10 protein-coding genes are annotated in these 14,393 nt (G+C 34.3%); 6 read left to right on the top strand and 4 right to left on the bottom strand.

Annotated features, from left to right (window positions below):
• Nucleotides 1–145 precede the first annotated feature (145 nt).
• The gene (locus Bccel_RS28945; RefSeq protein ID WP_081926923.1) at nt 146–2,554 is read left to right on the top strand and encodes an endo-1,4-beta-xylanase; all 2,409 of its coding nucleotides are present in this window, start codon (nt 146–148) and stop codon (nt 2,552–2,554) included.
• A 183-nt stretch (nt 2,555–2,737) separates the two neighbouring features.
• Nucleotides 2,738–3,367 (top strand): L-ribulose-5-phosphate 4-epimerase AraD, encoded by a 630-nt coding sequence (araD, locus tag Bccel_RS14815; protein WP_050754048.1) that lies wholly within the window; start codon nt 2,738–2,740, stop codon nt 3,365–3,367.
• A gap of 231 nt (nt 3,368–3,598) precedes the next feature.
• On the opposite strand, the gene Bccel_RS14810 is transcribed toward araD, so the two are convergent.
• The 3 genes from Bccel_RS14810 to Bccel_RS14800 all read right to left on the bottom strand — a co-directional run bounded on the left by Bccel_RS14810 (nt 3,599) and on the right by Bccel_RS14800 (nt 7,149).
• A complete protein-coding gene (locus tag Bccel_RS14810; protein WP_050753493.1) occupies nt 3,599–4,909 on the bottom strand; it encodes an ABC transporter substrate-binding protein in 1,311 nt (436 codons plus the stop codon).
• A 351-nt stretch (nt 4,910–5,260) separates the two neighbouring features.
• Complete coding sequence (locus Bccel_RS14805) at nt 5,261–6,469, bottom strand: sensor histidine kinase (protein WP_036941950.1); 1,209 nt, start codon at nt 6,467–6,469, stop codon at nt 5,261–5,263.
• A 2-nt stretch (nt 6,470–6,471) separates the two neighbouring features.
• The gene (locus Bccel_RS14800) at nt 6,472–7,149 is read right to left on the bottom strand and encodes a response regulator transcription factor (protein ID WP_036941949.1); all 678 of its coding nucleotides are present in this window, start codon (nt 7,147–7,149) and stop codon (nt 6,472–6,474) included.
• Between the two features lie 335 nt (nt 7,150–7,484).
• Here Bccel_RS14800 and Bccel_RS14795 point away from each other — a divergent pair, with 335 nt between their 5' ends.
• The 4 genes from Bccel_RS14795 (at nt 7,485) to Bccel_RS14780 (ending at nt 13,898) form a co-directional block, all read left to right on the top strand.
• Nucleotides 7,485–9,134: a GDSL-type esterase/lipase family protein gene (locus Bccel_RS14795; protein ID WP_036941945.1), complete on the top strand. Its 1,650-nt coding sequence runs from the start codon at nt 7,485–7,487 to the stop codon at nt 9,132–9,134.
• 138 nt (nt 9,135–9,272) lie between these two features.
• Nucleotides 9,273–10,556, top strand: coding sequence for a DUF3237 family protein (locus Bccel_RS14790; protein WP_242853122.1), 1,284 nt, complete (start codon nt 9,273–9,275; stop codon nt 10,554–10,556).
• Between the two features lie 429 nt (nt 10,557–10,985).
• The gene (locus Bccel_RS14785; protein WP_036941942.1) at nt 10,986–11,372 is read left to right on the top strand and encodes a hypothetical protein; all 387 of its coding nucleotides are present in this window, start codon (nt 10,986–10,988) and stop codon (nt 11,370–11,372) included.
• A 183-nt stretch (nt 11,373–11,555) separates the two neighbouring features.
• On the top strand, nt 11,556–13,898 hold the full coding sequence (locus tag Bccel_RS14780) for an ATP-dependent DNA helicase (protein WP_036941940.1): 2,343 nt from the start codon (nt 11,556–11,558) through the stop codon (nt 13,896–13,898).
• A 132-nt stretch (nt 13,899–14,030) separates the two neighbouring features.
• Here the strand turns inward: Bccel_RS14780 and Bccel_RS28940 are convergent, their stop codons facing one another.
• Nucleotides 14,031–14,369: a response regulator gene (locus tag Bccel_RS28940; protein WP_242853126.1), complete on the bottom strand. Its 339-nt coding sequence runs from the start codon at nt 14,367–14,369 to the stop codon at nt 14,031–14,033.
• Nucleotides 14,370–14,393 lie beyond the last annotated feature (24 nt).

Genomic DNA, 14,393 nt, shown 5'->3' with positions numbered 1-14,393 from the left:
GTCATATCACCAAGATCCAAATCCGACGTAAAGTGCATTGAAAGAAGAATTAATGAAGTAGAAGAAATATTAGTAGAATATATTAACATATATATTTTACTTAATATATAAATAAATTTATTAAAAAAGAAGGGGGAGTTTTAAAATGAAACAAAAAATGATGGTAATCATTTCTATTATGATGAGTTTTACCATCTTGTTTACCTTGTTTCCGTTAACTGCACACGCAGGACCAACACTTACCTCAAATGCTACTGGCACAATTGACGGTTATAACTACGAGTACTGGAAAGACAACGGTACTGGTACTATGACGCTCAATGGGGGAGGTACATTCAGCTGCTCATGGAGTAATATCAATAATATATTATTCCGTACAGGTAAGAAACTCGGCTCGACCAAGGCATGGCAGGATTATAATGGCATATCAATAGATTATGCCTGTAACTACCAACCAAACGGCAATTCATATATGGCTGTTTATGGGTGGACGGAAGATCCTCTTGTAGAATATTACATCATAGATAGTTATGGCACCTGGAAGCCACCGGGAAATGGTATACCAATGAAAGGAACAATTACTGTTGATGGGCGTACATATGAAGTTTATCAAAACTCCAGAACAGGACCTTCCATAAAGGGAGATACAACTTTTCAACAGTATTGGAGTATCTGCACATCTAAAAGAACAAGCGGAACCATCAGTGTCAGTGAACACTTTAAAGCATGGGAAGCTAAAGGAATGAAGATGGGCAAGATGTATGAAGTCTCCATGGTTGTTGAGGGGTATCAAAGTAGTGGTAAAGCTGATATGACTAAGATGAATCTTAGTTTCGGAACACCAACACAATCACCATCAACCAATCCAACACCAACAAAACCTACAACATCAAGCACAACTAAGATAAGTGCTTTTGATACAATAGAAGCAGAAAACTATAACGACTATAGTTCATCAACTATAGAAAAAATCGGTACTGGTGATGGAAACGGTGTTGGTTATATTGAAAACGGCAATAATCTTGTATTTAAGAATGTGGACTTTGGAAGTGGAGCAACCTCATTTAAGGCTCGTGTTGCAGGTGAAAGCAATACAGATATACAGCTAAGATTAGGGAGCCCAACCGGTACTCTCTTAGGTACATTGTCTGTAGCACCAACAGGTGGCTGGGACACATATGAAGATCAGTCATGCAATATCAGTAAAGCTACAGGAGTAAATGACTTGTATCTGGTATTCTCAGGCCCTGTAAACATTGACTGGTTTAAGTTCGAAAATGGAACATCACCTTCAACATCACCTTCAACATCACCTTCAACAATACCTTCAGGGACATCATTAAAAGGGGATCTCAATAATGATGGTGTTATAAACATGGCTGATGTTATACTATTGGCTACTAAATTTAATTCAGTGGCTGGAGATGGAAAATATGTTGCTTCATATGACTTGAACAGTGACGGTTCAATAAACATGGCTGATGTTATTATAATTGCTTCAAATTTTAACAAGACAGTCAGCACTACCACAACGACAACAACAACTACCAAAGTAACACCAACGCCTATACCATCACCTAAGGGGACTGCATTGTACCAATTGGCTGCGGCAAAGGGAATAACATTTGGTACATGTGTTAACAGTCAATGGTTCTCAGGTCAAACAGGTTCAACCTATGATAATATTCTGAAAAATGAATTTGCAATGGTTGTAGCTGAGAACGAAATGAAAGTTGATGCCATAGAGCCTTCACAAAATAATTTCAACTTCCGTAACGGTGATAAATTGGTTGACTTTGCTTTAAGTAACAATATGAAAGTACGTGGACATACTCTTGTATGGCATTCTCAACTTCCTGGATGGATGGGAAATTGGAGTGGAAGCCGTGATGGACTGGTTTCAGCGATGAATAACCACATTACCAAGACTATGGATCATTTTAAGGGAAAAATCGCAGAATGGGACGTTGTCAACGAAGCTTGTGACGATAGTGGTAATGGACTTAGAAGAAGTGTATGGACAAATAAAATCGGTAATGATTTTATAGACATTGCATTCCAGACTGCAAGAAAGGCTGATCCTAATGCACTTCTCTTCTATAATGATTATAATATAGAAGACATGGGAGCAAAGTCCAATACAGCGTACAATATGATTAAGAGCATGAAGGAAAGGGGAATTCCAATTGACGGAGTAGGATTCCAATGTCACTTTATCAATGGAATGAGTGCTTCCCAGCTTAATGCTATAGAGCAAAATATCAAGAGGTATGCAGCATTAGGATTACAGGTATCCATTACTGAGCTGGATATTCGTATGAATGATTCAGAAAATCAAACTTCAGGGTTTAATACACAGGGAAGCAATTACAAGTCATTGATGGAAATTGCCTTGAGAAACCCTAACGTTAAAACATTTGTGGTTTGGGGCTTTACTGATAAGTATTCATGGATTCCTCAAACTTTCCCAGGCACTGGCAGAGGTCTGATTTATGATAATAATTTTAATCCAAAGCCAGCGTATAATGGATTGAAAGAAGCACTTATGAAATAACATAGTATATTATCTTTATTAGTAAAGAAAGGAATAGAAAGATATAGTGCTTTCCTCCTATTATTCTCCCCTCGTTTGAGGGGGATTTTTTTAGAAGTCCTCTAAATTTAATCTGTATAGTTGCGTGAAGTTTTGAAAGCAAAAATTCATCAGAATGGCTGGTGTCTAAAAATGGGTGATATTGTGTTAAAAAAGTTGAAAGAAGAGGTTTTATGGGCAAATCTTGAACTCCCTAAAAAGGGACTTGTAAGCTATACTTGTGGGGATGTAAGTGGGATAGACCGTGAAAGAGGGTTGGTAGTAATAAAACCCAGCGGTGTAGCCTATGGAGAATTGAAACCGGAACATATGGTTGTAGTAGATTTGGAAGGCAAACAGGTAGATGGAGATATGGAACCTTCTCTAGATACTCTTACCCATCTAGTTATCTACAACAATTTCAAGGACGTCGGAGGGGTAGTGCATACTCATTCAAGATGGGCGACCATATGGGCTCAGAGTGGTAGAGGAATACCTCTTTTGGGTACTACTCATGCTGACTATTTCTATGGTGAAATTCCATGTACTAGAAAGTTTAAAGTTCAAGAAATAAGTGGAAAATATGAAAACCGTACTGGGAATGTAATTGTTGAAACTTTTACAAATATAAACCCGGTTTTTGTTCCTGGTGTACTTGTTAATAAGCATGGCCCTTTTTCCTGGGGCAAAAATGCCAGTGATGCTGTACAGAATGCTGTGGCTCTGGAGGAAATTGCAATGATGGCATTTCATACATGCATTCTCTCACCCGGAATCTATGATAATGAAAATTAATTATTAGATATGTTACGAAAAAGATTTTACATTAGAAAATGCAGTTGAATCGTCTGTATTTGCAATATAAAAATGGTAATCGTTTTAGGCTTACTATAAATGGAGTTAAATATCTGGTTTTCAAAAAGAAACGGTAGACTAATTATCTACCGTTCTTATAAATTGCCCTAAAGGCAACTTTGTCCTACAATTCTGGAGGTAAACAAGAACAGAGAAAGAAGAGTATCAGGTTCATCCATTAATCGAGTAATGCTTTTTTTCTTCGCCTAACTGCTTGTTAATATTTTGGAATATTTTTTTAATATCTTCATCAGAGTTAGTACCTCGTTCAACCGCATCCCATATGCCCTGACCATATATACCATTTGCCTTTTCATCCATTGGAGTCAATTTATAAGGGATCATCTTGTTCCCAAGCTCATTGAAGATATTTAAAATATTTTGATTCCCTAAATATGCATCTATATAATAATCTTCTTTCAGCCTTTGGCGTGCTGGAAGATACTCGGGAATTGAGTGCTTGTCATATATAATATCGGTTTTATGTGTAACAAGGTACTCAATGAACTTCCAGGCTTGTTCTTTATGTTTACTTCGAGCATTTATGGAAATTCTGTTATCAAATTGCCATGAAGCCATTCCTAAAGAAGGTTTGGTCAAACGCCACAGCCCCTTTTGCTCCGGTGCTAATTTCTCCAGTTCATTTACTGCGTATGGATTAGCATCTAATAACATAACAAGTTGGTTATCCTTTATTGCTTCCTGGCCTTCTTCGGTCCATAAATTGCCATTTAGAATCATTTTATTCTTAAAGGCTGTTTTGGTAATGTCCAATGCTTTATTCATAAGCTCTCCATGCTCTATGGAGTTTAAGTCTTTGTCAAAAGTACCCATGGAAAATCTAACAACATTCGGTAAGTCATATGGCCATTGGAAAATATATTTATTCTTTTGTTTTAATTTTGTAGCAATAGATAATATATTATCTGGATTTTCAAGGTATTTTGCCATCTCTTCAGGTTCGTACGGGAAACCATTTTCCTTCATTACATCTGTCCTATACAAAGTAACTTGTGGTGCAGTAGTATAAGTAAGTGATAACAGATGTTTATTATCTATTGATAATCCGCCGTCCCATCTTGGAAAGTCTTTTTGGTATTTTTCTGCGTTAAACGGTTCCTCAAGCAAATCTTGAAGGACTCCATCCACAGTATATAGTCCGAACATATCACTGTAAAACATCAATACATCAGGTCCATCCCCATTTGTCAATGCCTTCATATATTCTTCCTTGCACTGGAAATAATCAAGCAATTTTGTGTTAATCTTTATACCTGGATTATCGGACTCAAACTTTGATATGATTTCATCTATAGGAGACCATGTCCAAAATTCAAGCACTACATCCTTTTGAGTAGTATTTGTATTAGTCTTGTCATAATTATCATTATCAATATCATTAATGCTTTCTTTACACCCAACTGCAGCAAGCATAATCAAAAGAAACCCAACCAGAAGTATAAACTTAGTTTTTATCACCATAATATTTGCCTCTCTTTTTGTTTAATTTACTTTTCATCGAGTTGTAAATTAATTCAACCTGTAATATTTTATCATCACTAGAATTGCCTTTAGATATATTTGCCTTCCCATCATTGGAGTTTATTTGTATAGAGCCTTCTTGTTACATAGCTGATCTGCATTTTGTGAAGGAGGAAGATAATTATTAATTCTTATGAATTGTGTGTATTTAATAGTTCATTTTTAATATCGGCTACTTTAAGAGTATTTTTAATACAAAATGATTTTTAGAGCTTACAGAACGAACAGAGGAGTTTTTGCACCCGTTAAAATTAGAGTTGATTTTATCCAAATCAATCAAGTGAACCAACGTTATTTACTTAATCCAACAGGAAAAAATATGACAACTTCTGTTCCTTTGTCCACTTCACTTATTATATTAATAGTACCCTTGTGTTCATTTATTATACATTTGGCAATGGCCAAGCCTAATCCTGAGCCTCCATATGTCCTGGAGCGGGATTTGTCTACTCTATAAAACCTGTCAAAAATTTTATCTATATGTTCTTTAGGGATACCTTCACCGGTATCTTTAATGGATAGTCGATACACGCTTGCACTGACCTCCAATTTTAACTCGATTTTACCTCCATAGTCAGTATATTTTATTGCATTATCCAATAGTATTGTGACAAGTTGCTTTATTTGAAATTCATTGCCGTATAATGTAATATTATCTTTGTTATCTAAAATTAAGCTTAAGTCTTTCTTCTTTGCAAGAGGAATAAAAGAATCGTATATCTTAAATAATAATCTGCTTAAATCAAAATAATCTTTAGGAATCTCATCTTCAGCATCTGCTCTTGCCAAAAACAACAAATCATCAACAAGTTTTTTCATGCGTTCCAATTCGCTATGGATGTTGCCAAACCACTTTTTCTGACTACCCACAGTTTCCGTTTCATTTTCCATTACTATTTCCAAATTTGAAGTTACTACTGCAAGGGGTGTCCTAAGTTCATGGGATGCGTCGGCAATAAAAGCAGCTTGCTTCTCCCATGATTTTTTTATAGGCTGTATAGATTTGTTAGCAAGAAAAATACTTATTATGAAAACCAATGTGAGAGTAATTAGACAAATGAAAGCACTGATAAATAAAAGCGGTTTTGTCATTTCTACCTCAACGCTATAATCAAGAAATACCAGTATGGACCCATATTCTTTGGGAACTATTATAAATTTAAATTTTAAATTGTTTTTCGTAACGTTTCCGTTAGTAATGTTACTTTTAAATGCCATATCTTTTAATGTTTCAATATCATTTTCAGCAATATTGATATCCGAATCGAATCCTATTGTTTTTCCTGATGGATCTACTTTGATAAAAAAGAATCTTACAAGAGACGGATTATAATCGGAACTCAATTGTTCATCTCTTGCAATGGTATTTAGTATAATATCGGCTTGAAATTTCATGAAATATTTCATTGAAAAGTATATTCCAGAAAAAATTATAAGCAGTACAACTGATAAAGAAACAACATTGGTCATGATAAACTTGATCTTAAGCTTCCGAAACATTTTTATAAAACCTCCTTCAGGCAATAACCTCTTGCTCTGATGGTTTCGATTTTAATTCTGCAATCTACCATAGCAAGCTTTTTTCTTAGATATGACAGATATACTTCTATATTATTAAGTTCTATATCAGATTGAAATCCCCAAATTTTTTCCATAAGTTGTTCCTTTGAAATAACCAAGGTTTTATTTTTAATAAGTATTTCAAGAATCTGAGATTCTTTTGATGTAAGATTTAGAATCTGATCGTTTACTTTTATTTCGCCCTTTAAGGAATTAAAACTCATATTTCCTATATTAATTTCCTCATTTATTATTATTTCGGTCTGTCTCCTTCCTAAAGCCCTTATTCTTGCCAGCAATTCATCTTTTGAGAAAGGTTTTATCAAATAGTCATCTGCACCACTATCAAGTCCTTCAATCCTATTTCTAACCGAATCTTTTGCAGTTAATATAAGAATAGGTGTCGTAATACCTTGTTTTCGAAGTTCTTTTAGAACATCAAGTCCTTCCTTTCCGGGCAGCATTCTATCAAGGATAATAACGTTGTAAACCAGTGTCCCAGCCATTTGCTGGCCTGTTATTCCATCATAAGCTGCATCAACTATGTAATTATTCTTTTTTAATGTATAAACAAGAGCTTCTGAAAGATGAACTTCATCTTCAATAAGCAATATTTTCATATTTTCACCGCCTAATTCTATTTATTCATAATTTAATTATACAACAGCTACCTTAAGTATAGCTTAATAAATTAATCACATTTAGGCATGTTAAAGAAATTTAATTTTACATATATTTCTTAAGAAAAGATTAAGGTTGCTTTTTTAAAATATTAAAAGAAATATAAAATTTGGAAGAGCAAAGCGATACTTATGGAAGGGAGGTTTTCATCCAATAATTATCAACATTATAAAGTGATTTAAATTAACCAACATAGTATTTATTCCTATGTATTTATTTAACTTTTTATTAGGGAAACTTTGCATAAATAAATAATATTTAGGGGGCTACAAGAATGTTTAGAATTCGTCATAAGTTTCAGAAAGTAATATTTTCAATGTTGTTGATCAGTGCAATTATTGTTGGAGGGATTTCTACATGTCCAATATTATCATCAAATGCTGCAGCAACACCAATAAAAATAATGTGCATTGGTGATTCCTGCACAGAAGGAATGGGAGACCCGAATATGGGATCTTACCGTACTGAATTATACAACCTTTACAAAAAGGCCGGTATCAACTTTGATTTTGTGGGCTCTAACCAAAAAGGACCGAGCACATTACCGGATAGAGATAATGAAGGTCACTCAGGATGGACAATACCACAGGTAGCAAGTAATGTTAACAACTGGCTTAATGCTCAAAATCCAGATGTGATACTTTTATGGATCGGCGGAAACGATATGATTCTAAATGGAAACCTTAACACCACAGGGCTTAGCAATCTTATAGACCAGATTTTAAACCAAAAGCCCAATGTAACAATATTTGTATCCGATTATTATCCTGTGCCTGATCAAATCAAGCAATATAATGCGGTAATTCCTGGAGTAGTTCAGCAGAAGGCTAATGCAGGAAAGAAAGTGTACTTTAACAAAATGAGCAGTATGAATTTTGTAAGAAGTACTGACCTTTCTTCAGACGGTTTACATCTTAGTGTTGCCGGATATGTTAAAGCAGCTAATATTTGGTACAATACTACAATAGATACCTTAAAATCTATGTCCGGAAGCAATTCACCAACCGTTAAACCTAGCAATACACCAACTCCCACAGCGGTACCATCCAGTAGTACTTCACCAGTAGTATCTCCAATAACAAGGCCAATAAAAATAATGCCGGTAGGCGATTCATGTACTGAAGGAATGGGAGATCCGAATATGGGATCCTATCGTACTGAATTGTACAATCTTTATAAAAAAGCTGGTATCAATTTCGATTTTGTAGGCTCAAACCAAAGAGGACCCAGTACATTACCGGATAGAGATAATGAAGGTCACTCAGGATGGACAATACCACAGGTAGCAAATAATATTAATAACTGGCTAAATGCTCAAAATCCAGATGTAGTATTGTTGTGGATCGGCGGAAACGATTTACTTCAGGGGGGAAAAACAAATCCTACCGGCCTTAGCAACCTGATAGATCAGATTATTCAACAAAAGCCCAATATTAAAATATTTGTATCCGATTATTATCCTGTGCCCGATAGCGTCACAAAATATAATTCGGAAATTCCAGGAGTAATTCAGCAGAAGGTCAATGAGGGTAAGAGTGTTTACTTTAACAAGATGAGCAGTATGAATTTTGTAAGAAGTACAGACCTTTCTTCAGACGGCTTACACCTCAATGTTAACGGATATATTAAAGCGGCCAATATTTGGTATAATAGTACAATTGACATTTTGAAATCTATGTCCGGAAGTAACAGCCCTACTAATACTCCTACTAATACACCTACTCCAAGCATTATTAATCCAGTTCCTCAGGATGTTAATGGAGACAGGGTAGTTAATATGGCTGATGTTATACTAATTGCTTCACGTTTTAATGCAATAAGAGAACAAAGTAAATATGATGTAAAATGTGATTTAAATAGTGATGGGGTTATTAATATGAGCGATGTAATTATGATTGCCTCAAAATTTAACTATACATATTAGTGCACAGGTTATAAGGTAACACATCCTTAGAATCAGAGTAGTTTTTCAAACATTCCATAGGACAAGTATAAAGTATATACCCAACTTATTATAGCTTTTAAAGTTAGGTAGCTTTAGAAATCGGAGGATAAGATTTATATGAAAAACAATAGAATGTATGGTTTGCTATTTATTTCTTTTGTAGTTATGACTATCATTACAGTAAGTTTTATTCAGTGTATATCAACAGCAGCAGGAACAAAAACACCTGATTTAAATGGTGACAAGGTAGTCAATATGGCAGATGTTATACTTTTGGCAGGTGCTTTCAATGCTGTATCGGGTGATGGAAAATATAAAGCTGAATATGACTTGAACGTTGATAATGCCATAAATATGGCTGATGTAATAATTATTGCAGGTCAATTCAATACAATTATAAGCAGCACAAGTACACCAACTCCAACATCACCACAGCAAACTTCGGATAATGAGAAGATACTCATTCCTCATAAGTCTTGGACATGTGGAATGGCTGATGGAATTCCAAAGCCTGAAAGTGGTTCGCTGGTTTTGGAGGCAAACATGAAATTGGAGCAAATTTACAACCTGGGGAAAACCCAATACGGTGAAAGACAGGTATTTGTAATCCAAAGCGGCACTATAACCAGCACAAAAATATCTGGTTCTATTATGTCGGGAGGACTTGATTTACAGTTGGAGTTATCAAATGGAGCAATGGAAATTGAACAGCTTTTAATGATTAAAACATCAGATGGTAAATACATATTTCTAAGAAGTGCCGGTACAGCTGCAAATAAAAACGATATAAGAATTGTACCAGATTTTGAAGCCCCAAGCTCAGGAACATATAGCTGGCTCAATTCCGGCAAATATGTTGCTAGACGTGTTGTGGACTTGTCAGCTAAGACTATGAAAATAAGTGTTTATGATGTATCAGGAGTAACTATTAAACCTGATTCAACAAATTCGGTTATAGTAACTGAACCTACAGATGTCCAGGATCAACCATGGGATTATAGAAAAGCTATATCCGAAAGAAATGGCAGTCAATTTATTGTTGAGACAGTTGGCATTGGAGCTAGCCAGTCAGTTGGAGCAAGTAAGAGAGGTAACCGAAATGTTATTCCAATAACTGGCGGTTCAGTTACCGGAAAAATTACTGCCAAGATTTTATCTGCAGGTGCTGATTATCAGAATCTTTCCAACCCTATGACAATTGATGCACGGTACCTTTGGCAGACCAATGACGGAGAAATAATCATAGTTAGAAACGGCGGTCAGTTTGGAAGTTTGGTACCTACTTTTGAAGTACGGGCAGATAGTAAATATTCATACCTTAATAATACTTTATATTTGAGTTCAAATCCTGGTACAGGAGCAGGCAGTGTTACAATTACATTCTATGAAAGCCAAAAGTAGTGAATCATTTATGGTGAAGCTGACAAAGCTCCATCCAACAGATTAACATTAAACAGCCAATATTTATGAAACGATTTTCATAATGTTGGCTGTTTAGTGCTATTTATAGTGTATATTGACTACCAGCTATAGATATAATACAATATAGATATAAACGAATCCCCTTTATACAGGCAGCAGCTTCAATCTCAGGTATACAGCCACCCAAGATTTAAAGTTACATCTCCTGGTTGTAGGATGCTTAGTTTTTCTATATTAAATTATCCATTCTAAATAAACATTTATATTCCTCAAATATCCAGCTTTAATAATAAACTCTATAGTTATGTTTTTCCATATTTTTTAATAAATTTAATTATGAGATTTCATCTAAAATGCTGAACATATATTGTATAGACTCAAAGATTATATTAATATGGTGGTGTTAGCATGGCTACAAAGGAACAACTATATGCCGTTGAAAAGGATCTTGTAAAGTTTTGCAATAAAAATGATAAATTCTTTTTTGAATTGATAAAAGTTCTTAAAAAGTATGAAGATGGACTATATAGAAGTGGCTATATATCAAAAAGTTTCAAGGACTTATTTAGGATTTTAAGACGATTAGAAAAACATAGTGAAAATGTTCAGGAAGATTTTTTGGTGGAAATGAATAATGATATAAGAGTGCTTGAGAATGAATTTTGGATTGAATTTGTAAGTTTTAATGCACTTTTAGATGATCACATTCACTTACATAATGGACGCGGATATACAAAGGTTGTAGATATTATATATAAGGTCGGTAGACTTAAAGAAGAAACCAATAAAATATAATTGTGCTGTTTTGATGTGAATTTTATAATATTAGTGAAAATGACGAAACGAAAGTGATAAAATATATTTCGTAATGTATAACTTATTTAAGAAAGCCTATTGCAGGCAAAAAGCTGCAGGGCTTTTTTAGTGATATAATAGCTGTGGAACACTAGTTCTTACATTAAGTGAGTTGATAATATTATGGCATCAAACGAAATAAGAATTTCTATTCGTAACCTGGTAGAATTTACACTACGCTCAGGAGATATTGATAATAGATTTATAGGCGTTAGTAGGGCTTTGGAAGGGACAAAGATACATCAGAAGATTCAAAAGTCAGGTATAGAAGGGTATAATGCGGAAGTACCTCTGGTTTATAGACTTGAATATAAAGGTTTCTTGTTAATCTGTGAGGGACGTATTGACGGAGTAATTAAAGAAGACTCAAGAGTAACTATAGACGAGATAAAAACTACTGCCAAACCACTAGAATACATTGATGAATTTAACATCCTACATTGGGCACAAGCAAAATGCTATGCTTATATTTATGCTGTCCAAAATGCATTGGTGAATATAGATGTTCAGCTGACTTATTATCAAATAGAGACTGAAGAAATCAAGCACATTAGAAAAACTTTTACTATCACCGAGATTAGTGACTTTTTCTTTGAGCTAATTGATAAGTATTTAAAATGGGCAGCACTTACTAGAAATTGGGAGATTCAAAGAAATGACTCAATCAAATCTCTGAAGTTTCCTTTTGAAAAATACCGTTCCGGTCAAAGAGAGTTAGCGATAGCAGTATATAAAACAATTTCCGAGGGTAGAAAACTGTTTGTACATGCTCCTACAGGAATCGGAAAAACCATTTCTACTTTATTTCCTGCAGTTAAGGCGATAGGAGAGGAAAAAACTTCAAAGATTTTCTATCTGACTGCAAAAACAATTACAAGGCAAGTAGCAGAAGAATCATTTGAAATAATGAGAGAATATGGTTTAAAATTTAAAACGATTACATTGACAGCTAAGGAAAAAGTTTGTTTTAAGGAAAATGCATGGTGTAATCCGGAGAACTGCGAATATGCAAAAGGCCACTATGATAGGGTTGATAATGCAATTATTGATATATATACAAGTGAACACTCATTTGTAAGGGATGTTGTTGAAAAATATGCTAAGAAGCATAAAATCTGTCCTTTTGAATTTTCATTAGACCTTGCAATGTGGGCAGATAGTGTAATATGCGATTATAATTATGCATTTGACCCAAGGGTATATTTAAAAAGATTCTTTCAATTTAATACAGGTGAGTATACATTCTTAATCGATGAGGCTCATAATTTAGTTGACAGGTCGAGAGAAATGTTTTCGGCAGAACTATATAAAAGACCGTTTTTAAATTTAAAGAAAACATTCAAAACAAAAAAGCCAACTTTATCTAAAGCCTTAAGCAAGGTGAATTCCATGTTCATTGAGATGAGGAAGGAATGTGGAAAAGAGAACCATTTAGTGTGTCAGAAAGGGCTGAAAGAATTATATCAAGCATTGAAGGAACTTGTTAAGGAATCGGAAACCTGGTTAACACAAAATGGAATGTCAGAAGGTTATGATGAAATGCTGGAACTATATTTTGAGGTTCTTGCATTTATTAAAATTGCTGAATTATATGATGAAAGGTATATTACTTATTTAGAAAAGGACCAGTCTGATGTGAAATTCAAGATTTTCTGCCTAGACCCATCCCATTTATTAGGAGAGGCGATTAAAAGGGGTAAATCGGCAATTTTTTTTTCTGCTACACTAACACCAATTGATTATTTTGTAGATATACTAGGCGGAAATGAAAGCGATTACAGGATTCTGCTTAATTCTGCATTTGAACGTGATAATCTTTGTCTCTTAATATCCCACACAATTTCAACCAAATTTAAAGACAGACAAAATAGTTATGCACATATTGCTCAATATATTTATGCAGTTATAAGTCAAAATCCTGGTAATTACCTGGTGTTTTTTCCTTCATACAAATATATGAATGAGGTACACTTAATATTTAATCAAATGTATCCTGAAGTAAAGTCTTTGTTACAGACGGGTATAATGTCGGAGGAAGAAAGAGAGCACTTCCTTGATAGCTTTAAGGATGATGTACGGGAATTGCTGGTAGGGTTTGCCGTATTAGGAGGAATTTTTTCTGAAGGTGTTGACTTAATGGGAGACAAGTTATTAGGAGCAATTATTGTAGGTGTTGGATTGCCTCAATTGTGTTTGGAAAGAAATATTGTTATGGATTATTTTAATAGGAAAAATGGACTTGGGTATGAATATGCTTATGTTTACCCTGGAATGAATAAAGTATTACAAGCAGCTGGACGAGTAATACGTTCTGAGGAAGATAGAGGTGTTGTACTTTTAATTGATCAACGGTTTTCCAATAATCTCTACAAAAAGCTTTTTCCTGCTCATTGGAATCATTATAAAACGGTAAACAATATAAAAGGGATAAATGGTATATTGAACAATTTTTGGGGTAGGCTGTGACACTTTAATAGAGTGAAAGTGTTAATGTGATAAAAAGATGAAAATTCTTCTTTTCTATAAATTTTGCAGTAAACTATATGTTTATATATCAAAAACGATTGAAATTCACAACCTTATGACTAATCCTCTATTTTATTGATGAGTTCCTTTGAATTGACGACTGAATTCGTTAATAAGGGTATTTGTGTATGTAGGTGCACAAAATGCCCTCTTCATGATTAAAGGAATTTCTTTATAATTCTCTTTATTAACATAATCAACTGCTCCTGCTGTAAAAGAGTCAAGTATTATGTCATCACCCGTCACGGAAGTTAGCATAATTACCTTAACAGGTTTGATTTCTCCTATATCCATAGCTGCATATATGCCTTCACAGCGATTACCATTGAGATCAATATCCATGAGACAAAGATCAGCATCAACATTAGTTATAAGTTCTATAACTTCAGCCCTTGATGTTGCGGTACCAATAATTTCTATTTGTTCATCATTTTT

Source organism: Pseudobacteroides cellulosolvens ATCC 35603 = DSM 2933 (assembly GCF_001262605.1).
GTDB lineage: Bacteria > Bacillota > Clostridia > Acetivibrionales > DSM-2933 > Pseudobacteroides > Pseudobacteroides cellulosolvens.
The sequence above is the reverse complement of the archived record's forward strand: the minus strand, read 5'-3'. Positions and strand labels throughout refer to the sequence as shown.

What these genes read in the sequence shown, in the direction of transcription:
- Bccel_RS14780 (WP_036941940.1), top strand. Translation starts at nt 11,556, where the DNA reads ATGGCATCAAACGAAATAAGAATTTCTATTCGTAACCTGGTAGAATTT.
- Bccel_RS14785 (WP_036941942.1), top strand. Translation starts at nt 10,986, where the DNA reads ATGGCTACAAAGGAACAACTATATGCCGTTGAAAAGGATCTTGTAAAG.
- Bccel_RS28945 (WP_081926923.1), top strand. Translation starts at nt 146, where the DNA reads ATGAAACAAAAAATGATGGTAATCATTTCTATTATGATGAGTTTTACC.
- Bccel_RS14810 (WP_050753493.1), bottom strand. Translation starts at nt 4,909, where the DNA reads ATGGTGATAAAAACTAAGTTTATACTTCTGGTTGGGTTTCTTTTGATT.
- Bccel_RS14795 (WP_036941945.1), top strand. Translation starts at nt 7,485, where the DNA reads ATGTTTAGAATTCGTCATAAGTTTCAGAAAGTAATATTTTCAATGTTG.
- Bccel_RS14790 (WP_242853122.1), top strand. Translation starts at nt 9,273, where the DNA reads ATGAAAAACAATAGAATGTATGGTTTGCTATTTATTTCTTTTGTAGTT.
- Bccel_RS14805 (WP_036941950.1), bottom strand. Translation starts at nt 6,469, where the DNA reads ATGTTTCGGAAGCTTAAGATCAAGTTTATCATGACCAATGTTGTTTCT.
- Bccel_RS14800 (WP_036941949.1), bottom strand. Translation starts at nt 7,149, where the DNA reads ATGAAAATATTGCTTATTGAAGATGAAGTTCATCTTTCAGAAGCTCTT.